Origin of the sequence: Maribacter spongiicola, assembly GCF_052119685.1 — a bacterium.
Classification (GTDB): domain Bacteria; phylum Bacteroidota; class Bacteroidia; order Flavobacteriales; family Flavobacteriaceae; genus Maribacter; species Maribacter spongiicola_A.
Genome location: NZ_JBGQOO010000004.1, coordinates 275,056 through 298,343, shown reverse-complemented (window position 1 = coordinate 298,343; position 23,288 = coordinate 275,056). Strand labels below are relative to the sequence as shown.

The 23,288-nt window shown below is 35.5% G+C and carries 17 protein-coding genes; 10 read left to right on the top strand and 7 right to left on the bottom strand.

Features of this window, described 5'->3' with window-relative positions; all coding sequences use genetic code 11:
* Positions 1–4: 4 nt before the first annotated feature.
* On the bottom strand, positions 5–2,458 hold the full coding sequence (locus ACEN2N_RS09425; protein WP_441824088.1) for a M14 family zinc carboxypeptidase: 2,454 nt from the start codon (positions 2,456–2,458) through the stop codon (positions 5–7).
* 171 nt (positions 2,459–2,629) lie between these two features.
* Between ACEN2N_RS09425 and bshC the strand changes: the two genes are divergently transcribed.
* Complete coding sequence (gene bshC / locus ACEN2N_RS09420; protein ID WP_441824087.1) at positions 2,630–4,234, top strand: bacillithiol biosynthesis cysteine-adding enzyme BshC; 1,605 nt, start codon at positions 2,630–2,632, stop codon at positions 4,232–4,234.
* 3 nt (positions 4,235–4,237) lie between these two features.
* On the top strand, positions 4,238–5,611 hold the full coding sequence (locus ACEN2N_RS09415; protein WP_441824086.1) for an ArnT family glycosyltransferase: 1,374 nt from the start codon (positions 4,238–4,240) through the stop codon (positions 5,609–5,611).
* On the opposite strand, the gene ACEN2N_RS09410 is transcribed toward ACEN2N_RS09415, so the two are convergent.
* Complete coding sequence (locus ACEN2N_RS09410; protein WP_441824085.1) at positions 5,608–6,153, bottom strand: pyridoxamine 5'-phosphate oxidase family protein; 546 nt, start codon at positions 6,151–6,153, stop codon at positions 5,608–5,610. The two genes, ACEN2N_RS09415 and ACEN2N_RS09410, sit on opposite strands and share 4 nt — an antisense overlap.
* A gap of 366 nt (positions 6,154–6,519) precedes the next feature.
* Entirely contained in the window at positions 6,520–7,245 is a 726-nt protein-coding gene (locus ACEN2N_RS09405; RefSeq protein ID WP_424001683.1) for an SIMPL domain-containing protein, read from the bottom strand.
* Between the two features lie 73 nt (positions 7,246–7,318).
* Here ACEN2N_RS09405 and guaA point away from each other — a divergent pair, with 73 nt between their 5' ends.
* Genes guaA through ACEN2N_RS09385 form a run of 4 tightly spaced genes read left to right on the top strand, consistent with a single transcriptional unit; the run spans position 7,319 to position 11,981 of the window.
* Positions 7,319–8,851, top strand: coding sequence for a glutamine-hydrolyzing GMP synthase (guaA, locus tag ACEN2N_RS09400; protein WP_441824084.1), 1,533 nt, complete (start codon positions 7,319–7,321; stop codon positions 8,849–8,851).
* A 1-nt stretch (position 8,852) separates the two neighbouring features.
* On the top strand, positions 8,853–11,054 hold the full coding sequence (locus ACEN2N_RS09395; RefSeq protein WP_441824083.1) for a LysM peptidoglycan-binding domain-containing protein: 2,202 nt from the start codon (positions 8,853–8,855) through the stop codon (positions 11,052–11,054).
* 1 nt (position 11,055) lies between these two features.
* Complete coding sequence (locus ACEN2N_RS09390; protein WP_441824082.1) at positions 11,056–11,460, top strand: OsmC family protein; 405 nt, start codon at positions 11,056–11,058, stop codon at positions 11,458–11,460.
* Positions 11,448–11,981, top strand: a complete 534-nt coding sequence (locus ACEN2N_RS09385; protein WP_441824081.1) for a DUF922 domain-containing protein — start codon at positions 11,448–11,450, stop codon at positions 11,979–11,981. Before ACEN2N_RS09390 ends, ACEN2N_RS09385 begins: the two co-directional genes overlap by 13 nt.
* 73 nt (positions 11,982–12,054) lie before the next feature.
* Here ACEN2N_RS09385 and ACEN2N_RS09380 read toward each other — a convergent pair whose 3' ends face one another.
* The gene (locus tag ACEN2N_RS09380; RefSeq protein ID WP_441824080.1) at positions 12,055–12,924 is read right to left on the bottom strand and encodes a hydroxypyruvate isomerase family protein; all 870 of its coding nucleotides are present in this window, start codon (positions 12,922–12,924) and stop codon (positions 12,055–12,057) included.
* 60 nt (positions 12,925–12,984) lie between these two features.
* Here ACEN2N_RS09380 and ACEN2N_RS09375 point away from each other — a divergent pair, with 60 nt between their 5' ends.
* From ACEN2N_RS09375 to yidC, 3 genes are all read left to right on the top strand, one after another.
* Positions 12,985–13,218, top strand: coding sequence for a DUF3820 family protein (locus ACEN2N_RS09375; RefSeq protein ID WP_424001667.1), 234 nt, complete (start codon positions 12,985–12,987; stop codon positions 13,216–13,218).
* Positions 13,219–13,277: 59 nt separating this feature from the next.
* Entirely contained in the window at positions 13,278–14,915 is a 1,638-nt protein-coding gene (locus ACEN2N_RS09370) for a CTP synthase (protein ID WP_441824079.1), read from the top strand.
* A gap of 68 nt (positions 14,916–14,983) precedes the next feature.
* On the top strand, positions 14,984–16,837 hold the full coding sequence (gene yidC / locus ACEN2N_RS09365; RefSeq protein WP_441824078.1) for a membrane protein insertase YidC: 1,854 nt from the start codon (positions 14,984–14,986) through the stop codon (positions 16,835–16,837).
* A gap of 248 nt (positions 16,838–17,085) precedes the next feature.
* Here the strand turns inward: yidC and ACEN2N_RS09360 are convergent, their stop codons facing one another.
* The 3 genes from ACEN2N_RS09360 to ACEN2N_RS09350 all read right to left on the bottom strand — a co-directional run bounded on the left by ACEN2N_RS09360 (position 17,086) and on the right by ACEN2N_RS09350 (position 21,705).
* Entirely contained in the window at positions 17,086–18,966 is a 1,881-nt protein-coding gene (locus ACEN2N_RS09360; protein ID WP_441824134.1) for a fasciclin domain-containing protein, read from the bottom strand.
* 18 nt (positions 18,967–18,984) lie between these two features.
* Positions 18,985–19,587 (bottom strand): fasciclin domain-containing protein, encoded by a 603-nt coding sequence (locus tag ACEN2N_RS09355; RefSeq protein ID WP_441824077.1) that lies wholly within the window; start codon positions 19,585–19,587, stop codon positions 18,985–18,987.
* A 246-nt stretch (positions 19,588–19,833) separates the two neighbouring features.
* The gene (locus ACEN2N_RS09350) at positions 19,834–21,705 is read right to left on the bottom strand and encodes a fasciclin domain-containing protein (RefSeq protein WP_441824076.1); all 1,872 of its coding nucleotides are present in this window, start codon (positions 21,703–21,705) and stop codon (positions 19,834–19,836) included.
* 329 nt (positions 21,706–22,034) lie between these two features.
* Here ACEN2N_RS09350 and mnmA point away from each other — a divergent pair, with 329 nt between their 5' ends.
* The gene (gene mnmA / locus ACEN2N_RS09345) at positions 22,035–23,225 is read left to right on the top strand and encodes a tRNA 2-thiouridine(34) synthase MnmA (protein WP_441824075.1); all 1,191 of its coding nucleotides are present in this window, start codon (positions 22,035–22,037) and stop codon (positions 23,223–23,225) included.
* The last annotated feature ends 63 nt before the right edge of the window (positions 23,226–23,288 follow it).

Here is a 23,288-nt window from a genome sequence, read left to right as displayed (position 1 = left end):
TTTTTTATTTAACCATAAATAAAGCGTTGGCGAAAAATAGCTTTCCATTTTCCCAAAAACCTCTAAATAGCGGATTGTCTACCATATAAATCACTTGACCTCGACCCATTTCTTCGGTACCGAAAATAAGGGTTTCTGCAATTTTCTTTTGTGCTTCGCTACCGGCAAAACCTGAAACAGGCTTGTTGGAGCCTTCACTTAAATAAACAGCGCTACCATTTTCTAAATATTTATATGATTGCACTCCCAGTTTAAGAGTGAAATATGTATCGCTGTAGCCGTAAGCCAACGGATTTGTGTTATCGACCGTTGCTTTAAAAATAGCTCCGGTAATGGCAGATTTGATTTGTTCTCTTTCAGATATTTCAAAAGATTCGATAGTATTAGTAGTATCTTTTTTAATTTCCTTTTCTTTAAGAGCGAAGTCTGTATCTGATGAGGTTAAATCATCAATTGCACCACCCATAACAATTAGTTTTCCGCCTTGCTTCACCCAATCTTTTATTTTCTCTTTAATGTTACTAGATAAGAAGCTTTTATATCCCCGTCCGTCAGGTAAAATTAAAACATCGTAAGTGCTTAAGTCTAACTTGCCGAAATAATCTTCATCCAATACAGCAATAGGGTAATCTAATTGTTGTTCAAAAAAGTTCCATATTTCTCCAAAGCGAAGGGTAGAAGTAGGCTCGCCAGAAAGTACGGCAATATTCAAATTCTGAATAACGTCAACATAACCCGAGCCAAAATCTTTACCGCTTTCTACAAAGCCTGTGTTTGTTGAAATGAGGTTTTTAGAATGGTTTACAGATGCTGCTCTAAGTATATCGTTAAAATTCTTCAACTGCTTATTATCACTCTTTGTAATAATCAATGTACCACGCTCATGAGAGATACCATCTAAAGTAAATGGTTTGTGCGCATAGCGAACACGTACTTTGTTACGTAGTAATTCAGCTAAGAACCTAGCGTCTTTCATACTATTCCAGTCTGATAAATACGCATACTTGTTTTCATCTATATTTTTAAGCTCAGGTTTTTCAAGTGCAGCAGAAGAACCACTAAAATTACTTTCACTGGCGATAGCATCTAATCCGTACGCATAAGGTAAAGACCATGCGGTAATGTCATAAGTGACAGAATCACTTAGTTTGGCCATGGGTTCGAACAACACTTTAACCAATGTACTTTTTGGTTGATTTGATGAAATTATCAAACTTTTATCGTTGCTTTTTATTGAACCGGCTTTACCGGTTGTATAGCTGTATCCTTTAACGGTGGCATTCGTGCCTGCTTGATATTCAATTTCATGCATGCTTAACAGATCTGCTAATGCCTCAATGTTATCTTGGTTGCCATTCAGCACATAGCTATTGTATTTGAAATTTTTATTCAAGTAAAATTTCTTGAACTCATCATTTAACCTAGTAACATTTTTAGACGCAACTTCTACGGTAGACAGACCAGTTGTTAGATGATGAGAAATTCTATCTTTTAACGTAAGTGTATCTCCAATACTAGTAATAATGCCTAAACCGGCACGACCGCTACCACCTTGTTCATAGGTCATGCCAATACCACCATTATAGGTAGGGTAGGTATCGCCATAACTTGGGTAAAGAAGATCAAATACTTCTTTTGTAAAATAAAACCAGCCATTTTCGTCAAAATATTTTGCGTGGTTCTTACCAATAGTTTCTTGGAATTCTCTTTGAAAATCAGTTATCACCTCATGAAAAGGTTCTGCGGCAGGTGCAAAATAATACGGGTTGTCAACACCTTGCTCATGAAAATCGACGTGTACATGAGGCAGCCATTTATTAAACTGCTTTAAACGTTGCTGACTTTCTACTTGAGTAAGCCATGCCCAATCTCTATTTAGATCGAACATATAGTGATTACTACGCCCGCTCCACCAGTTTTCATGGTGTTCCTTACTATTTGGATCAACTTGATTTGGTGAGTTTTTAAATTGGTTGTACCAGTTTATATAGCGATCCCTACCATCGGGATTGATGCAGGGATCAATTAATACCACAGTATTTTCTAGGTAACTACTTTTGCTTGTAAATAAATCATAAATGGTTTGCATAGAAGCCTCTGTACTTACACTTTCATTACCATGAACATTATAGCTAAGCCATACAATAGCTTTATTTGGCGAGCCTTCTCCATTTAAGCCCTTCATATGCTCTTCTCGAATATTATCTAGGTTTTGCATATTTTGTTTTGTAGAAATGGTAGCCAATATTAGCGGTCTGCGTTCATTGGTTTTACCATATTCAATAAGCGTCATACGTTGCGGCTCGGCATCTGCTAAATATTGATAGTAATCAACAACCTCATGGTGTCTTGTAAATTGTGTTCCTAGTTCGTACCCTAAAAACTCCGAAGGAGATTTTAATTGAGCCAAACTTAAAAGTGGAATAAAAAGTAATGCGTAGCGTAGAATTAATTTCATATCGTTATTTGTGTTCTCAGTCAGCCAAATCTATTAAAATAAATACAAAATGACTTCTATTTGCCATGTATTTCACCGAGTAAATGGGTATTTAATACTACGGGTAATTAACTTATATTTAGGAAATGTAAAACGAAAGGGTTTTATATTTACCAAGTATTTACTTTTTATATGGATATTGATTGTTTACCCCTAGAAAAAACAGGCTATTTTTCGAAATTAATTTGCGATTATACTGCAAAGGATCCCAAGCTTAACACCCTATACAACCGGTTTCCCGATATTGACGGATTTAAAGGACAGATTGAAGAGAAGGGTGCCCATTTTACTCAAGATCAAAGAGATGTATTGTATTCTTCAATGCAGAATCAATATAAAAATACCGATACCTCTAAAGGTACAGCGGCTAATATTAAGCTGTTAAAAGAACAGAATACGTTTACTATAGTTACGGGGCATCAGTTAAATCTGTTTACAGGTCCATTATACTTTTTATACAAGATTATTTCTACCATTAATTTAACGAAGCAGTTAAAAAAGGAATATCCAGATAGTAATTTTGTGCCTATTTATTGGATGGCTACAGAAGATCATGATTTTGACGAAATCAATTATTTTAATTTTAAGGGATTAAAATTTCAATGGAATAAAGAGGCATCTGGTGCTGTTGGGCATTTACCTACGGCAGGATTGGAAGAAGTTTTTGCATTATACTCTAAAACTATTGGCGATAGTAACAATGCTAAAAAGTTAAAGGAATTGTTTGAAAACGCATATCTGAAACATGATAACCTAACGGATGCAACCCGGTTTTTAGCAAACGAAATTTTTAAAGACTACGGATTGGTTATTGTTGACGGTGATGATATCGATTTGAAAAAGACGCTTATACCGTACATGAAGAAAGATATTTTTGAGCAAACTGCGTTCGAGAAAGTATCAGAAACCATCAAAGAAATAGAAGAAATTTCATCTGATTATCCGGTACAGGTAAATCCAAGAGAAATTAATTATTTCTATTTAAAAGATGGAATTCGCGAAAGAATAATAGAAAGTAAAGAGAACTATTTAGTCAATGAAACCAGTATTTCTTTTACTAAAGCAGCATTGCTAGAAGAGATGAATGCTAATCCAGAGCGGTTTTCGCCCAATGTTATTGCAAGACCATTATACCAAGAAGTAATTTTACCTAACCTTTGTTATATTGGCGGAGGCGGAGAAATAGCCTATTGGTTTGAATTGAAGGCGGCTTTTGAGGCGATGAATGTTCCTTTTCCAATTTTATTGGTTAGAAATTCAGCTTTGATTATTACCGAGAAACAAGCCGAAAAGCTAGAGCGAATGAATATTTCTAAGTCAGATATATTTCTAAAGCAGAACAGCCTTATTAATAAAAAAATTCGAGAAATTTCTAATATCGACATCGATTTTTCTCCACAAAAGAAATTACTTGAAGAGCAATTTAAAAATTTATATGCTCTTACAGAAAAGACCGATAAGTCATTTTTCGGTGCCGTAAAAGCACAAGAAGTAAAGCAGAAAAAAGGATTGGATGCTTTAGAAAAAAGATTGTTGCAAGCGCAGAAAAGAAAATTAAAAGATCATGTCGTTCGAATGACAGAGCTGCAGAATGAAATTTTCCCTAACCAATCGCTACAAGAACGTCAGTTAAATTTTTCTGAGTTTTATTTGGCATACGGCGAAGACTTAGTACCTATGTTGTTTGAAGCCTTAAATCCGTTAGATTTTAGTTTTACTGTAATTACTCAAAAGTAAACGATGGGCAAGAACGTTTCTCTAAATAAGATAACAGTTCTTGCTTTATTATCGTTTTTAGCTATAACCTTAATCACATTTTTTAAAAGTGCTTTAGAGCTAGAAGATGCTGAACAGGCATATTACTCGCAATGGCTTCGTCGGGGTTATGACGATCAGCCACCACTTTATACATGGTTGCAGTATGGTTTCAATTCTATCTTTGGTGTGGGTAAAATAGCATTCTCTATGCTTAGAGGGCTATTATTTGCGGGTACATTGCTAATGCTGCATCGATTTTCTAAGACAAGAATTAAAGACGCTGATATCTCTAAATTGGCTGTTTTGGCATTAGTCTTAGTACCTGTGTATATTGACTTTGCCTTCCGAAGGCTTTCGCATACCAGTTTACTGTGTTTATGCGTTGTCACTTCTTATTATGCTATACAGCTTTTGGTGCAGCGAAAATCGATTCTAAATTTTCTGTTTCTTGGTTTTGTAGTAGGAGTAGGGATGATGGCGAAATATAATTATGCATTTTTTCTGGTAACCTTCGCGGTAGTTGCTTTGTGGGATGAAGAATTAAGAGCAATATTCTTAAACCCAAAAATACTATTGTCAGTATTAGTGTCCGTTCTATTAATTGGTCGCCATGCATATTGGTTATTGGGTCCTGACGAATTTCAATCTTTCTTAGCGTCTAGTATTGAAGAGAAAATAGGAGCAGAAGAGGCTGAATCTGGATTTTCATTACTGCCGATTTTAATTTATATCAAGGTTTTATTTGCCTTATTATTTCCTATTCTTTTACTTGTTGGTGTTGGTTACTTCTCAAAATTCATAGGTTTCAATAAGCAAAAATTACATTGGTTTGCTAAAATGTTTTTTGCGCAATTACTGGTGTTAGGTGTATTCTTCTTTATTTTTCAAAGTCAGAAAGTAGAGACTAGGTGGTTGTTGCCGCTATTTATACCTTTTATAGTACTACTTATAGAGACTATCAGTTTTAAAAATAGTTCGAAACTAGTTTCTGTTGGGTTCTGGGTTTTTATTGCAGTATTAGGCGTTCAAACAGTTAGAACACCAATAGAGAAATTATTGAATATACCTTCATCGGTACATTTTGGTTTTGATCCGGTTGCCAATAAGTTGAACAAGAATTATGTTGATTATCAATGGGTGCTTCCTAATGTTACCTATGCCGGTAATGTGCGATTACTGCATCCTGAACGAATAATACTTTGTGCAGATGATTACTCGTTGACAACTCTAGAATTGAAACATGAAAGGGAAATTTCAATTGCGATAAATCCATCCGAAGTAAAACAAAGAAAACCCGTAGATAGTTTAATTGGTTTTGGAAAGGATGTGGAAAATCTGTATTTCTATATTAATTAAGGAACTAAAAATTCCCCATTCCATTTATCATCCATTTTTACAAAAAGAGCTCTAATATGATTGGGTCTTTGTAGTTTTAAATACTCAATTTTTGAAGGTATAATGTCGATTATGGTGAAGTAATTTTCATTATCAATATACTCCACATAATCAGGGTTTTTAATTGAACTACCAGGGCTGATATGAGTAATGTAATCTTTTCTGCTGTTGGGTTGAATATTTTGCCAAGTAGTATGTAATCTATCCTTATTCGTAACTATTTTGGCAGTACCTTCCACTTTTAACTGTAACATTTTTTTAGGATGATAAAGTAGAAGGCTGACTTGGTTATTATCTGTAATATGTTTCATTTTTTGGGTACGGCTATCTGTATAGATAGTTAAGACTAAATTTTCAGAAACCTTACGAAGTACTACTGTACGTAAACGAGCTACAGTATCATTGCCTACTGTTGCCATAGTCATGTACCTGAATGGATGTCCTCTTTTGTTTACACCTTTATATATTTCAGTACTTAATTCTTCAAAAAACGAATTTATCATGCTAATAAATATTTAATGTAAAAATAATGGAATTTTCGGGTAGGGTAAAAGAGTCGTTGGTTGTTATATTAGTAAGAGCTATGAAAAAGAAATTGATTAGGTTCAATTTTTAAGCTTTGGTTTGAATTTGGTTTTTGATTTATTCGAAAGCTCAGGGTGGTTCCTGAGCTTTCTTTTTTTTAAACACTTTGTAAGGTTAATTATAAGATATCGACCTAAGGGTAGAATACATATTGTTATGAAAAAGATTTTTTAATGTATTCGATTTGATAATTGGTTGATTGAAAAGCCCGGGTGATTACCGGGCTTTTATATTTAATTTATTCTTTACCAGATCGGTAAATGGTATTGATCAAAGTACTACTATCACTTCACCTTATATTCAAGGCGCATGGTAATTGAGGCTGTTTTATTTTTAGATGAGGTGTTGTAGGCACCGCCCCAGCTATAATCTTCACCTGAATTTTGACCCGTAATTTGAAAAACGCCCATGTTGGCAGAAACCAGATCACCTAAATTACTACCTGCATTTTCGGCAATTTTTTCGGCACGAATTCTAGCATCTTCCGTTGCTTTAGAAATCATTTCAATTTTAAGGTCCGCTAATTTAGTGTAGTAATAACGTGGTGGCGACGAGTTGAACTGCACACCTTTATTCAATAATTCGGTAATTTCTCTCGATACACCTTCAATGAGGGCGACGTTCTCAGATTCTATTTGAATAGTCTGTGTTAATTGATATCCTCTAAAAATACTTCCAACATAATTTCCGTTTTCGTATTGGTTGTCGCGCATTTCGGTAGTCTGTACACTATTAAAAATAATACTGTTGGCATCGATGCCTTTTGAGGTTAAATATTCGCGAACAATATCTTTATCGCGGTTTAATTGATTTAAAGCGGTTTTCAATTCGGTACTGTTGGTAGAAAATTGGCCTTCCCAAACAATAAGGTCAGAGGTAAAATTTTCATTGCCCAAACCGGTTACCGAGATCATTTGAGGTGGGTTCGCCCTTTGTATATAAGCATTGCTTAAAAAATATGCGGCAATGATAATGGCCGCTCCAAAAATGATTGAACTAACGTGTTTCATGAAAAATATTTAAATCCTCTCTAAATATAACAAAAGATACTTTTCAAGAACTGTCAATTTGCTATTTTTGCCCATGCAAAATAAAGTCCTGATACTAGATTTCGGTTCACAATACACCCAATTGATTGGAAGACGCGTACGTGAACTGAATATTTTCTCCGAAATTAAACCTTATAATAAACTACCAAAAGACCTTTCTGAGTATAAAGCGGTGATTCTTTCTGGATCTCCTTTATCGGTTAGGGGCGAAGATGCCGTTCACCCGGATCTGTCAGAAATTCGTGGTAAAAAGCCATTATTGGGCGTTTGTTATGGCGCACAGTATTTGGCGCATTTTCATGGTGGTAGTGTCGAGAAATCGAATACCAGAGAATATGGTCGTGCCAATCTTAGCTTTATAAAAGAGAACGAACCGTTTTTTGATAAAGTTAATACAGGTAGCCAAGTTTGGATGAGCCATGCAGATACTATCAAGCACCTTCCAGAGAACACGACTTTACTAGCAAGTACTCACGATGTTGAAAATGCCGCTTTTAAGTTTGAAGGTGAAGAAACCTATGCCATTCAATTTCACCCAGAGGTATATCACTCAAAGGATGGAAAACAGGTTTTAGAGAACTTTTTGGTGAATATTGCCGGAATGGAGCAAACTTGGACTCCCGATGCTTTTGTTGATAAAACGGTGGCGGAGTTAAAAGAGAAAATAGGCGATGAAAAGGTGATTTTAGGATTGTCTGGCGGAGTAGATTCTACCGTGGCAGCAGTTTTGTTACATAAAGCAATTGGCAAAAACCTTCATTGTATATTCGTAAATAACGGACTTTTAAGAAAGAACGAGTTTGGCGATGTATTGAAGCAGTACGAGGGTATGGGCTTAAATGTAAAAGGCGTAGATGCTTCGGCACGTTTTTTGGATGATTTGGCTGGTGAGAGTGATCCAGAAACTAAAAGAAAAACAATTGGTCGCGTATTTATAGAAGTTTTTGATGATGAATCGCATTTAGTTGAAAATGCAAAATGGTTGGCACAGGGTACAATTTATCCTGATGTTATCGAATCGGTTTCGGCAACTGGCGGTCCGTCACAAACTATAAAAAGTCACCATAACGTAGGTGGTTTGCCAGATTTTATGAAATTGAAAGTGGTAGAGCCTTTGAAAATGTTGTTTAAAGATGAGGTAAGAAGAGTAGGTGCTAGTTTGGGTATCGACAAGGCATTGTTGGGTAGACATCCTTTTCCTGGTCCTGGTTTGGCAATTCGTATTCTTGGTGATATCACGCCTGAGAAAGTGGCTATTTTACAAGAAGTGGATGCTATTTTTATCGACGGATTAAAAAAATGGGATCTCTACGATAAAGTATGGCAAGCAGGTGCCATTTTATTACCTGTAAACAGTGTTGGTGTAATGGGCGATGAACGTACATATGAAAAATGCGTAGCGCTTAGAGCTGTAGAAAGTACAGATGGTATGACCGCCGATTGGGTGAATTTACCGTATGAATTTTTACAAAAAACATCAAATGATATTATTAATAAAGTCCCTGGCGTCAATCGTGTCGTATATGATATAAGTTCGAAGCCGCCGGCAACAATTGAATGGGAATAATATGAAATATATATTTAATCAAGTTTACATTATTTTGGCATTTTGCTTATTGGTCTCTTGTACCGCAATGGCTCAAAAGTTCAATACCCATCAAGTAAAGTCAGGAGAAACCTTAGAAAGTATTTCTAAGATGTACGGGGTTACACCTGCTAGCATACTCCAGTATAACAAAGAAATAAAGGAAGGTCAGAAATTAAGATCGAACACTATTTTGGTGGTGCCGGGTAAAAAGATAGTCGCAGAAACAAGTACACCAACTTCGAATACCGCAACTATAAAAAGTGTAAAGAATGAAGTTCAAGAATCTGTAACCGAACGAGAACCTATAGGTTATACAGAACACCGTGTCAAGAAAAAAGAGACAATTTTCGGTATTACACAAATGTATAAAATTACTGAAGATGAACTAAAAAAGTACAATCCGGCGTTGTATGCATCCACGCTTCAAAAGAAGATGGATCTGCGTATTCCTAAATATCGTGCTGCCATGGTTGAAGAAGTGAGCACAGAAGAAGGTGATTTAGAAAAATATATTGTCGCTGCAAAAGAAACGCGTTGGAGTATAGCTCATAAATATGGTATTACCATTGACAAAATGTTAGAGCTGAATCCTGGTTTGTCTGCGGCAAATAATTACTTGTCTGAAGGTTACGAGTTAATGATGCCTAGAATTGCAGGTAGTACGGTGAAAAATCAAGTAACTCAGTTATACACTTCGTATACGGTACCAGCCAAAATGAATTTCTATCGTTTAGAAAAAGAATTTGGGGTAAAGTCAGATGAAATAGTTCGTTTAAATCCTGAGATTACAGAACGCGGCGGACTGAAAGAAGGTATGGTTATTCGTATTCCTGAGCAGAAAGTAGCCACAGGAGAAATAAATACGGACAACTATATTTTTTATGAGGTTAAGCCAAAGCAAAATGAGTTTCGATTAACTAGAAAGTTCGGAATGACTTGGGCTGATTTGGTTCAATTGAATCCCGATTTGAAAGGAGGTTTAAAAGCAGGTATGGTTTTAAAATTACCAAAAGATAAGGTTGGTGATTTTGAGGTAAGAAATGCTCTAGTACTAGATAAAGTAAATTTATTAGATAGTATAAATGTTGGGGTAAAGCCAAAAGTATTGTTCTTACTGCCATTTAGATTAGATAAGGTAAATTTAGAGGACAAGGAAAGTGCAGAAAAAACCATTGATGCCCGAAGAGATATGACTGTTAGTTTAGGTCTGTACTCAGGTGCTCTGGTAGCAATAGATTCCATGAAATCTTTAGGTATTTCAATAGATGTTAAAACATTAGACAATCAATTAGACTTGGCTACAACTAAGCAGTTATTGCAAGGGGAACAGTTAGGTAATTACAATGCCGTTTTCGGTCCGTTAGATGCGCCATCTCTTAAAGAAACAGCTGTGCAGGCATCGAAATTCAATGTGCCAGTTATTGCACCAGTAAATGCTAAAAGTGATATTAGTTTAGATAACGTATTCTTTTCTTACACAGATGAAGAAGTATTATGGAAGCATATGTTAGACTATGTTGAAAAAAACCGTAAAGAAGAGACGTTATTGATTATTGCCGATGAGGATAATAAAAAGGAGAAGGAAGCTATACTTAAACGTTTTCCGACAGCAAAAGTGGTGGTGGTAAAAGAAGAAGAAAAGAATATTGGTATTAATAGAGATAAACTTCAAACGTTGCTTTCAGATGATGTTTCCAACTGGGTATTTGTAGAATCTGATAATTATAAGTTGATTGCCAGTGTAGTTTCTATTTTGAATTCATTCAATAACACGGCACTTGATCCAGAATTAGCAAAAGATAAAGTAAAAGTTCGTATGTTTACGACAGATATGAATTCTGCATTTGAGAACGATGTTATCTCGAATACGCATTTATCGAATTTAAAATTTACCTACCCATCTGTAAATCGTCAAGTGACAAATAATTCTTTCGTTGAACGTTATAGAAAACGTTTTGGAGATGATCCAGATAGATATGCTATAAGAGGATTTGATTTGACTTACGATTTATTATTGAAGTTAGCTTATAGTAATAACCTTATCGAAGTTTCAAGATTTATTGGTGAAACCGAATATAATGGTAATAAATTCGATTACCAGAGAAAAGGGGTTTCAGGGTATCATAATCAATCGTCATATATAATGATGATCGATGATTTAAGAATTAAAACTATAGAATAGAATGACATCGAAAGTTACTTACAACGGCGAGTTAAGAACAGAATGTGTTCATTTAAAATCGAACGATTCTTTTGTGACAGATGCACCAGTAGATAACAATGGATTAGGTCAGTCATTTTCGCCGACAGATACCGTTGCTACAGGTTTGGCAAGTTGTATGTTAACAATGATGGGTATAAAGGCAAACGGTTTAGAGGTAAACTTAAAAGGTACTACGGCATCTGTAACCAAACACATGGCGGCTTCACCAAGAAGAATTTCTAAAATAGAAGTAGATGTTCATTTGCCCAAAGCAATATCAGTTAAGAACAGAAAAATTTTAGTGCACACGGCAAATACATGCCCTGTGCACTTTAGCTTGCACCCAGATATTGAAAAAGTAATCACTTATAATTGGGACTTATAAAAAAGACACATTTTATTTTATTTCTATTAGCGCTACTGACCATTTCTTATGTTCAGTGTCAAGAAGTAGTATCTTGGGAGCCAGATTTTAGATTTACTTGGAGTGATTTCAAGGGGTCTGTGCCCGTATCTTCAGGTGCTGCGGCTACAACAGCGAGCGGTATAACCTATCGCTTTTCCACTTTTTATGAGAACGACGAATTACAGTTAGATTATAAGGTATTCGCCTATTTTTATCCGACGAAGTCGTGGTACAAACCTAAGCTCTGTAATGATGTTACTTTGTTACATGAGCAATTACATTTCGATATTACCGAACTATATGCGCGAAAATTACGAAAGCAATTGGCAGAGACAAAATTTACGAAAAATGTAAAAGAAGAGATTCGTAAAATTTATAAAGCCACCATTCGTCAGCTGAACGATTTTCAAAATAAATACGATTCAGAAACTAATTACTCAAGAAATTTACCTGTTCAAGAACGTTGGGGGAAAGAGATAGAGGAAGCTTTAAAAAAATAAAATATTTTGGTAATCCATAAATAAAAAAGCACCTCTAATTGGGGTGCTTTTTTATATTAAAGGTACTCATGCGTTAAACATCACAAATGGTAACCCCTTGCTTTAATGCAGCTAATTTATCATCCCAACTAGGTACGAATTCTTGTGCTACGTGTCCGGTGTAACCCGTTTTTAAAATAGCCTTCATAACTGCCGGGTAGAAAATTTCTTGAGTTTCATCAATTTCGTGTCTACCTGGGTTTCCGCCGGTATGATAATGACCATAATATTGATTGTAATCTTGTATGTTTCTAATGATATCACCTTCCATTATTTGCATATGGTAAATATCATATAATAATTTAAAGTGCTCAGAACCTATAGCTTGGCAAAGCGATACACCCCATTCAGAAGTGTCGCACATATAATCTTTATGGTCCACCTTGCTATTCAACAGTTCCATCTGTAGAACTACACCATGTTTTTCAGCTAACGGCATCAGTTTTTTAAGACCTAGGGCGCAATTTCGTAATCCGACTAAATCGTTCATTCCATTTCTATTACCACTAAAACAGATTAAATTAGTATAGCCTGCTTCGGCAACTAAGGGAATTACTCTTTCGTAATCTGCAATTAACTCTTCATGTAAAGAGAGGTCGTTCCATCCTTTTTCAATGCCCATGCCAGCACCCCAGCACATAGATGCGTGAATGTTATATTTTTTGAGAAGAGGAAATTCATCCGGTCCTACCAAATCGATAGACCGAATATCAAGTTCCACTAAATTTTTTAAAAAATCTTCAAAAGGGATGGTTCCATAGCACCAATAACAAACGCTATGATTAATATTGTACTTTAATTTAGCTGTAGTATCAGTTTTTCTATTGTTTGCTATTGCAGCTGAAGTAGTTAAGAATCCCACAGAAGCAGCTGCTGAGGTTCCAATAAAATTTCTTCTTTTCATGTTAATTGATTTGTAGATTGAGTAGTTGATTCTTTAAAGATAATTTTTTTAGATTAAAAAATGGAAATTAATCCAGATAAGCAGAAGTTAATAGAATTGGCGCATTACCGTATGCCATTTGGTAAGTATAAGGGCAAGTATTTGATTGATTTACCAGAGCCATATTTAGTGTGGTTCAATCAAAAAGGATTTCCTGATGGTAAATTGGGAGATTTGTTGCGTTCTATGTTAGAAATCAAAACAAACGGCCTAGAATCGATAATTCGAAAAATACAGAAACATTTTCCGAAGTAAACAGCTTAAGTTCTAACCTCAATTAGTAACTTTGTGTCCCGTAACATAGAATTCGATACATGGCACAAACCAAATACATCTTCGTTACGGGAGGCGTTACTTCATCACTAGGAAAAGGCATCATTGCTGCATCTTTGGCGAAATTACTGCAATCTCGCGGCTACAAAACTACAATTCAAAAGCTAGATCCTTACATTAATGTAGATCCAGGAACCTTAAACCCTTATGAGCATGGCGAATGTTATGTGACTGATGACGGTGCAGAAACAGATCTAGATTTAGGTCATTACGAGCGTTTTCTTAATGTTCGTACCTCTCAAGCCAACAATGTTACTACCGGTAGAATTTACCAAAGCGTTATTGAAAAAGAACGTAGAGGCGAGTTTTTAGGTAAAACGGTTCAAGTAGTTCCACATATTACAAACGAGATAAAAGAACGCGTACAGTTGCTAGGTAATAGTGGCGATTACGATATTATTATCACTGAAATAGGTGGTACGGTTGGTGATATTGAATCGTTACCTTATATAGAAGCTGTTCGTCAATTACTTTGGGAACTTGGTGATAACAATGCTATTGTTATCCATTTAACCCTCGTACCTTATTTATCTGCTGCAGGTGAGTTAAAAACGAAGCCAACGCAACACTCTGTAAAAACATTGATGGAAAGCGGTATAAAAGCCGATATTCTGGTGTGTAGAACAGAGCATGAAATTTCTGATGAGATAAAAGACAAACTTGCACTTTTTTGTAATGTAAAGCGAGAGGCGGTTATACAAAGTATAGATGCATCAACTATATACGATGTGCCTTTATTAATGCAAGAAGAAGGTTTAGATACCGTAACCCTGCAGAAATTGGCATTACCAAATACAGTAGAGCCAGACTTAGGTCGTTGGAACGAATTTTTGGCAAGACATAAGAACCCAAAAAATGAAGTTACTATAGGTTTAGTAGGTAAATATGTAGAATTACAAGATTCTTATAAATCTATTTTAGAGTCATTTATACATGCCGGTGCCGCTAACGAGGTAAAGGTAATTGTCAAATCTGTGCATTCAGAATATATTACGGCTACTAACTACGAAAGTAAATTAAAAGGATTAGATGCTATTTTGGTGGCACCAGGTTTTGGTGAGCGCGGTATTGAAGGTAAAGTGAAAGCAGTTGAATATGCACGTGTAAATAAAATTCCGTTTTTAGGTATCTGTTTAGGTATGCAAATGGCGGTTATTGAATATGCACGTGATGTATTAGGACTTACAAATGCAAACTCTACTGAGATGGATGAGAAAACTCCCGATCCAGTAATTAGCATTATGGAAGAACAAAAAACAATTACCGATAAAGGTGGTACTATGCGTTTAGGTGCGTGGGACTGTGAATTGAAAGATGGTAGTTTGGTTAAGAAAATGTATAACGGTGCTTCTCAAATATCTGAACGTCATCGTCATAGATATGAATTCAATAATGCGTATTTAGAGCAACTAGAGAATGCCGGTCTTATGGCAACAGGTTTCAATAAAGAGACTAATTTGGTTGAAATTGTAGAGTTAAAAGATCATCCTTGGTTTATTGGCGTGCAATATCACCCAGAGTATAAGAGTACTGTAGCTAATCCGCATCCATTATTTGTAGGCTTCGTTAAGGCTGCTTTAGAGCATAAAAAAGCACAAACTAATGCCACATTGGCATAAACATCATATTTGGACATATATTTGCTTTCTTAAAATTCAAAATATTCCCAATTAATTAGATATACCACATGGAAGAAAAGAAATTTGACGTACAATCCATAATTGGCTTCGTGCTTATATTTGGAATACTCATCTTCATGTTTTACCAAAACCAACCAACTCCAGAAGAGTTAGCGGCAGAAAAGGCAAAGCAAGAACAAGTAGAGGCTGCAGAGGCATCAGAAAAATCAGAAACACAAACTGTTATTAATGATGTACCACAGCTAAATTTACAAGATTCTACTGCAGTTGCTAATTATCAAGGTAAACTTGGTGCTTTTGGTTTTACAAAACCTTCTAATGATATTACTACGTTAGAGAACGATGTTCTATTATTGAAAATCAGTAATAAAGGTGGGCAGATCGTAGAAGCGAAAATGAAACAATTCGTTACCTACGATTCTATACCAGTTTATTTGGTGAAAGACGGTAATGCTTCTTTCGGATTAGATTTTGCGACCTCTGATAATAGAACATTGAATACTCAAGATCTTTATTTTGAACCATCAATGACCAATGATAATGGCAACCAAGTATTGTCATTAAAAGCGAAAACTTCTAGCAATCAATATCTAGAATATAGATATGAAATGAAACCGAATGATTATTTGGTAGATTTCACGATAAAGTCAAAAGGCTTAGATAATGTTATAAGTTCTAGCAAGCCAGTTCAATTAGACTGGAAGTTAAAAGCTATTCGTCATTCTAAAAGTATACAGTACGAGAATAGATATACGCGTTTAACTTATAATCATGAAGATGGTAAAATAAGTAAGCTTTCTGAAGGAAGTGATGATGAAGAAACTGAAGAAGAAGTAAAATGGATTTCTTACAGACAACACTTTTTTAGTAGTATTCTAGCAGCAGATCAGCCATTTAAAAGTGGAGATCTTACTTCTGTTAATTTAGTAGAGGAAGAAAGTAGAACTTTCGGATTTACAAAAGAATATGCATCTGCATTACCGGTAGAATTGGAGGGCGGAGAAATTTCTAAAGATTTACATTGGTATTTTGGTCCTACAGATGTTAATACCTTATCTAAGTATGAAGATTTAGGTTTGGTAGATTCCATTCCTTTTGGTTGGGGTATTTTCGGTTGGATAAACCGTTACGTATTTACTCCTTTTTACGGGTTAATCAGTACTTATTTTCCTTACGGTATTGCGATTGTTATTATGACAATTCTAGTTCGTTTGGCAATGTCTCCTGTAACATACAAGTCGTATTTATCTCAAGCTAAGATGAAGGTGTTAAAACCAGAAATTACAGAGCTAGGGGAGAAGTACAAAGATAATGCGATGAAGAAGCAACAAGAAACCATGAAATTGTATGGTAAAGCTGGTGTTAGCCCCATGAGTGGTTGTATACCTGCGGTCATACAAATGCCAATTTTCTATGCGCTGTTCATGTTTTTCCCAACATCTTTTGCATTAAGGCAAAAGCCGTTTTTATGGGCAGATGACCTTTCTTCTTTTGATACTATTTATCAATTTCCAGAAGGGTTCTCTATTCCGTTTTACGGCGATCACGTGAGTTTGTTTCCAATATTAGCATCTATCGCTATATTCTTTTACATGATGATGACAACAGGTCAGAATATGCCAACACAACCTGGTATGCCTAACATGAAGTTTATCATGTATCTAATGCCTTTTATGATGTTATTTTTCTTTAACAACTATGCAAGTGGATTGAGTTTGTACTACTTTGTTTCTAACATGATTACTATAGGTATTATGCTGGTGATCAAGAACTTTATTCTGGATAATGATAAAATTCATGCCCAGATACAAGAGAACAAGAAGAAACCGAAGAAGGAAAACAAGTTCCAAAAGAAAATGCGTGAAATGATGGAACAAGCAGAAGCTCAGAAGAAAAATTAAAAAACCTTAGTGTTATAAAATTAAAAAGCCCTTTCAATTTTGAAAGGGCTTTTGCCATTGGTTAAGGCTTGGTTTGGTAAGATTTGGGATGTCAAAGATGAAAATAAATGAAGGTTATATAAAAAGTTAGTTGTCAAGGGTGCGTTATTGTATGCTAAAGTTGGGTATGCTGTTGTTAGAATTTTTGAGGTATAAAAAAACCTTCCTATATCTAGGAAGGTTTTTAAATTTATCTGATTGATTGAATCTTAATGTAGTGCGTTAATTATCTCTTGCGGAAGTAAAACTTTATCTATAATGTGTACTATTCCATTAGAGGTCATTACATCTGCCGTGGTTACATTTGCATCGACATGAGACTTGTCTCTTATTTGTACTCCATGACCTAAAATAGCAAATAAAGATTCGCCTTGTACTGTGCTAATTTCTTGGTGGTCAGTTAAATCTGTAGAAGCTACAGCTGCCCCAGCAACGACATGGTATGTTAGTAATTTTGCTAATAAGGCTTTTTCCTCATCCGTATCAAAATCGGCAAGACTATTAAAGTTGTCGCCTAAATCATTTAACAAAGCTACAAATGCAGCATTAGTAGGAGCGAAAACTGTAAATGGACCTTCGCTGCTAAGTGTAGCGACCAAATCAGCACCCGCTTGAATAAGAGCTTCGACCAATAAACTTAAATCATCAACACTTTGGGCAGTCTCTACTATGTTTGGTATCGCGGGTGTTAGTGCATCTAAAGCAGCTTGAGGTAGTAATACTTTGTTGATTACATGAACAACACCATTACTTGCAGCTACATCAGCTAAAACAACAGATGCATTGACATCTGTAGCGTCACCTACGTGAACGGTTCCGTCCTTAATAGTTACACGTACACTTTCACCTTGAAAGGTGTCTATTAGTTGACCATCACTTAAGTCAGTTGAAAAAGCTGCCGTACCAGCTACCACGTGGTAGGTTAAAATAGTAACAAGTAATTCTTTTTCTTCGTCAGTATCAAAATCGGCAAGACTATTATAATTATCACCTAATGTGTTTAATAGTTCAACAAAGGCGGCATTGGTAGGTGCGAACACCGTAAATTGACCATCGCTGTTCAAAGTTTCTACCAAACCTGCATTAGCTTGAATTAATGCATCTACCAATACACTTAAATCATCTGTAGCAATTGCAGTATCTACAATTGTTTTTAAGCTCATGGCAGCTAATATATCTAAAACTTCTTGTGGTAAAAGAACTTTATCAATGACATGTACAACACCATTGCTTGCGGCAACATCTGCTAACGCAACGTTGGCATTTATACCTGTAGCATCCATTATTTGTACTCCGCCATCTGTTAAAGCAACAGTTACATTTTCACCTTGTACAGTTTCAATAGCTTGACCATTAGTTAAGTCTGTAGAAAAAGCAGCCGCTCCAGCAACTACATGATACGTTAATACTTTAGTTAAAAGCGCCTTTTTTTCATCGGTATCAAAATCGGCAAGACTGTTAAAATCATCACCTAATGCAACTAATAATGCAGCAAAAGCAGCATTTGTAGGAGCAAAAACCGTAAACGGACCATCACTATTTAAAGTAGCAACCAAACCAGCATCAGCTTGAATTAAGGCATCAACCAATAAACTTAAGTCGTCGGTTGCAACAGCAGTATCAACAATTGTTTTTAATTGTAAACCTAAAACGAAGTCAATAGCAGCTTGTGGTAATAATACTTTGTCGATAGTATGGGGAACCCCGTTAGACGCCATTATATCAACACCTGTAATATTGGCATTTACGTCTGATGCATCACCAATTACAAAAGTATCGCCAGATGCTATTACCTCTATATTATTTCCTTCAAATGCAGTTGGAACATTTCCTGCGGCTAAATCTGCTGAAGTAACTTTAGCAGTAATTACATGGAATAAAAGAATATTTTTTAATAGTGCAATTTCTGCTTCTGTATCAAAGTCTTCTAAACTATTATAATCATCCCCTAGAATATCCAATAATGCTACAAATGCGTCATCTGTAGGTGCAAACACAGTAAATGGACCTTCAGAACTAAGTGTAGTTGCCAAATCTGCCTTTATAACCGCAGCTTCTAAGAGCGAAAGTGGTTCAGTTGCTACAACGATATCTACTAAAGTTCCAATTTAGTTGGTCATTTCGCCTTCATTTAAGGCGTCGATAATTGCCTGTGGCAATAAAACTTTGTTGATTACATGAACAACACCATTACTTGCTTCTACATCAGCAATTAGTACTTCAGCGTTTATTTCTGTAGCATCGTTTATAAAAACGCCTCCGTCTAGATTAATCACTAAATTTTCTCCTTGAACAGTTTCAACCGTCATTCCATTGGTTAGATCCGTAGATTTTGCGGCAACACCAGCAACCACATGGTAGGTTAAAATTGTAGTTAAAATTGCTCTTTCTTCGTCAGTATCAAAATCAGCCAAAGAATCAAAGCCGTCTAATTGTGTCAGTAATTCAGTAAAGGCATCGTTAGTTGGTGCAAAAACTGTAAATGGACCATCTGAACTTAAGGTGCCTATTAAATCAGTGCCTTCAGAATTATCAGCAGTACTTAAAGCAGCTACTAAAGACGATAAAGCATCTTGATTTTGTGCGGTTTCAACAATAGTCATCGTTTCAGACATTGAGGTTTCTTCAGAATCATTTTTATCACAAGACCAAATGAACAATGAGACCGTGAGAATAAGAAAGAGATTTTTTAATTGTAGAATTTTTTTCATAATAGTGTTTTTAGATTGTTTAAGTAAAAATTTTAATTGTGAAACATGTACAAGGTTTATTTGTTAAATAAATAATATATATACCTGATAAATAGAATATTAATAAAAATAGCGAACTATTATTATGTTTAATAAATTTTTAAAAAAGTTTAACAAAAAAAAATTAAAATTTGGAAAGATGTTTCTTACATATATAAAAAAAGAGCCGCATATTGCGGCTCTTTAAGTTTTGAAAAAAGGTATAAGTTAGTTCGTTGTGTCTGGTATCATAACGGTGTCGATAGCATGTATAACACCATTGTTAGCTTGAACATCAACCGCAATAATGCCGATTTCTGCATTACCCGAACCATCAGTGATTGTAACATTACCATCACCATCGATAGCAAAAGTTAAAGTGTCACCTTCTAAGGTACCAGGAGAAACCAATCCGTTACTCAAGTCGCTAGAAACAATATTTGCGCCAGCGATAACATGATGATTTAATACAGCTGTTAATACCTCTCCGCTTGGTACTGCTGCTAAGTTTGCAAACGCTTCGTTAGTAGGTGCGAATACTGTAAAAGGTGCAGGATCTGTACCGGTAGCTGTACTTAAAACGCTTACGAAATCTGGTTGACCTTCAGCAGTTAATGCGCCTACAAGTGAACTGAAGTTCGGGTCGGCTGTTGCGAACGTTACTACACTTGGTAAATCAATTACCATATCTACCGCATGTATAATTCCGTTAGTGGCAACGATATCAGCTGCAGCAACTGAGCTTGTTCCGTTTAATGTTACGCCATCATCAACATTCACATAAATACTTAAATTATCGCCATCCACATTAGTCGCGGCAGTGTTAAAATATGTATTAGAAAGACTTGCTGCATTAGCAGCTGCGCCAGAAATTACGTGGTTTGCTAAAATACTATTGATGTCATTATCTGAAGGATTTGTAAAACTGTCAAAAGCAGAATTTAATGGAGCGAATACTGTAAAGTCAGTTTCTGAATCAGAAAGTAATGTAGTAAAAGTTGTGTTGCCGTCTGCCGTAAGTGCACCTACCAAAGATGTTAAATTAGGATTTGCTACTGCATGATCAACAATGTTAGGTAAGCCTATTACTGCATCAACAATATGAACTACACCATTAATTGCTTTGTTGTCAGCAGCGGTAACCGTAGAAACACCATTAATAACAACACCATCTTCTATATTTATAAACATACTAAGATTTGCATCGTTAGGGCCTGCGGTTGAAAGAGTTGAAACATATCCGGTAGCCAAATCAGTTGATAAATTGGTACCTGCTACAACGTGGTTTAATAAAACCTGCGTAAGAACATCTGTTGGAATATCGCTAAGAGCAGTAAAATCATTTGCTTCTAAAAAAGCAGCAAAGGCATCATTTGTTGGGGCAAATACGGTAAACGGACCTTCACCTGCCAATACTGTTGGTAAGTCTCCATCAGCAGCTATTAATGCCTCAACTAATATACTTAGACTTGGTACTGAAATAGCCAAATCGGTAATAGAAGTCAATAAGACACTGCTCAATGCATCTAAAGCTTCTTGAGGAATCAATACTTTATCGATAATATGCACAATACCATTTTGTGTTTCTACGTCGGCAGTAGTTACCGTAGCCATTTCGGCTGCGGCATCTGCAAAGGTAACTCCGTTAGCAATGCTAACAGTTAGTGTTTCTCCTTGTAGTGTAGTTATGGTTTGCCCTTCTGTTAAATCTCCAGAACTTACTGCAGCTCCAGATACTACATGATATTTTAAAATTGTTGCCAATAAGTCTTGCAACTGCTCATTGTTAAAATCTTCTAATGAATTAAAACCGTCTAATCGAGCTAAAAGACTTGCGAATGCATCATTTGTTGGTGCTAAAACCGTAAATGGACCTTCACTACTTAAAGCGGTAATCAAATCGTTATTTGCACTTTCATCGGCTTTTGCCAATGCTGATACTAGAGAGCTTAAAGAACTCGTTTTTTGTGCAGCCTCTACTATGTTGTCTTCTTCAACGATAATTACTGGATCATCGTTGTCATCATCGCTACAAGAAGTAGCAAAAACTAACAGCATTACCATTACTGTCGATTTTAAAATTTTACCTAGATTTTTCATTTCTTATTATTTATTGTTGAACTATTTTAATTCAAAGCTAAACAAAATATTAAATGAAAAAATTATCAATATGTTAAAAAAATGACAACTTAATTCCTTTTTATTCTAAAAATAAGCCTTTAAATACATATATCACGGCAGTTTGACTCCATATTAATAAAATTATGTTTAATATATATTTAGAAAAGTTTAACATAGTGTTACTTGATGCCAATTTGAGAAATACGTTTAAACCTATACATTTTAGTTCTACGAGTCTTTCATGCTTGTTCAAAAAAATGTATTCCTGAATTGAAATTTTGTAATTTTGTTGCGACCAAGAAGATGATATGAAAAAAGTAGTAATAGGACTTTCTGGAGGAGTAGATTCAAGCGTAGCGGCATACTTGCTAAAAGAGCAAGGTTATGATGTTATTGGCTTGTTCATGAAGAATTGGCATGATGATTCTGTAACGATATCAGAAGAGTGTCCGTGGTTAGAAGATAGTAACGATGCGTTAATTGTAGCTGAGAAACTAGGTATTCCTTTTCAAACAGTTGATTTAAGTGCAGAATATAAAGAGCGTATAGTAGATTATATGTTCAAGGAATATGAAATGGGGCGTACCCCGAACCCTGATGTGCTGTGTAACAGAGAGATCAAGTTTGATGTCTTTATGAAAATTGCCATGCAATTAGGGGCGGATTATGTTGCCACGGGTCATTATTGTAGAAAAGGGACACTTCATAATTCTGATGGTTCTGAGACATATCAATTATTGGCAGGAAAAGATGGTAACAAAGACCAATCTTATTTTTTATGCCAATTATCACAAGAGCAATTATCAAAAACATTATTTCCGATAGGGGAGTTGACCAAGCCGCAAGTGAGGGAAATTGCCAAAAAAATGAACCTGATTACAGCAGATAAAAAAGACTCACAAGGTTTATGTTTTATTGGTAAGGTTAGATTACCAGAGTTTTTACAACAACAATTAAAACCTAAAACGGGGAAAATTGTTGAGGTTCCTGCAGCATTTGATAGTTACGAAAGAGCTATACCATCGTTTACAGATAAAAACGCTGAATTAAAATTTTATGCAGAAAAACCGGTTTATCATTTAGCAGATGGTAAGATAGTTGGTGAACACCAAGGTGCGCACTACTTTACAAAAGGTCAACGCAAAGGGTTGCATGTAGGTGGTACCAAAGAACCTTTATTTGTAATTGATACCGACGTTAACGAGAATATCATTTACACCGGTCAAGGTAAAGCACACCCTGGTTTGTATAGAAGAACCTTGTTCGTTAAAGACGAAGAAATACATTGGGTACGTACAGATTTAGCTTTGAAAATTGATAAAAAATTAGAAGTAAAAGCACGTATTAGGTACCGCCAAGAACTACAAGAAGCAACTATATACAGAGTAGAAGGTGGTATGTATGTTGATTTTAAAGAAATGCAATCTGCAATTACCGAAGGTCAGTTTGTAGCATGGTATATTGAAGATGACCTTGTAGGGTCGGGTGTAATTTCATAGCTGGAGTGTTACATTTTAAAGCGCATAATAGTATCTTTAAAATGTAATTTTTTACTCAATTAT

Bases quoted from the DNA above. Each gene is read 5' to 3' on its own strand.
- ACEN2N_RS09355 (WP_441824077.1), bottom strand. From the start codon at position 19,587: ATGAAAAAAATTCTACAATTAAAAAATCTCTTTCTTATTCTCACGGTC.
- ACEN2N_RS09395 (WP_441824083.1), top strand. From the start codon at position 8,853: ATGAAATATATATTTAATCAAGTTTACATTATTTTGGCATTTTGCTTA.
- bshC (WP_441824087.1), top strand. From the start codon at position 2,630: ATGGATATTGATTGTTTACCCCTAGAAAAAACAGGCTATTTTTCGAAA.
- ACEN2N_RS09350 (WP_441824076.1), bottom strand. From the start codon at position 21,705: ATGAAAAATCTAGGTAAAATTTTAAAATCGACAGTAATGGTAATGCTG.
- ACEN2N_RS09380 (WP_441824080.1), bottom strand. From the start codon at position 12,924: ATGAAAAGAAGAAATTTTATTGGAACCTCAGCAGCTGCTTCTGTGGGA.
- yidC (WP_441824078.1), top strand. From the start codon at position 14,984: ATGGAAGAAAAGAAATTTGACGTACAATCCATAATTGGCTTCGTGCTT.
- ACEN2N_RS09425 (WP_441824088.1), bottom strand. From the start codon at position 2,458: ATGAAATTAATTCTACGCTACGCATTACTTTTTATTCCACTTTTAAGT.
- guaA (WP_441824084.1), top strand. From the start codon at position 7,319: ATGCAAAATAAAGTCCTGATACTAGATTTCGGTTCACAATACACCCAA.
- mnmA (WP_441824075.1), top strand. From the start codon at position 22,035: ATGAAAAAAGTAGTAATAGGACTTTCTGGAGGAGTAGATTCAAGCGTA.
- ACEN2N_RS09370 (WP_441824079.1), top strand. From the start codon at position 13,278: ATGGCACAAACCAAATACATCTTCGTTACGGGAGGCGTTACTTCATCA.
- ACEN2N_RS09410 (WP_441824085.1), bottom strand. From the start codon at position 6,153: ATGATAAATTCGTTTTTTGAAGAATTAAGTACTGAAATATATAAAGGT.
- ACEN2N_RS09405 (WP_424001683.1), bottom strand. From the start codon at position 7,245: ATGAAACACGTTAGTTCAATCATTTTTGGAGCGGCCATTATCATTGCC.
- ACEN2N_RS09415 (WP_441824086.1), top strand. From the start codon at position 4,238: ATGGGCAAGAACGTTTCTCTAAATAAGATAACAGTTCTTGCTTTATTA.
- ACEN2N_RS09390 (WP_441824082.1), top strand. From the start codon at position 11,056: ATGACATCGAAAGTTACTTACAACGGCGAGTTAAGAACAGAATGTGTT.
- ACEN2N_RS09375 (WP_424001667.1), top strand. From the start codon at position 12,985: ATGGAAATTAATCCAGATAAGCAGAAGTTAATAGAATTGGCGCATTAC.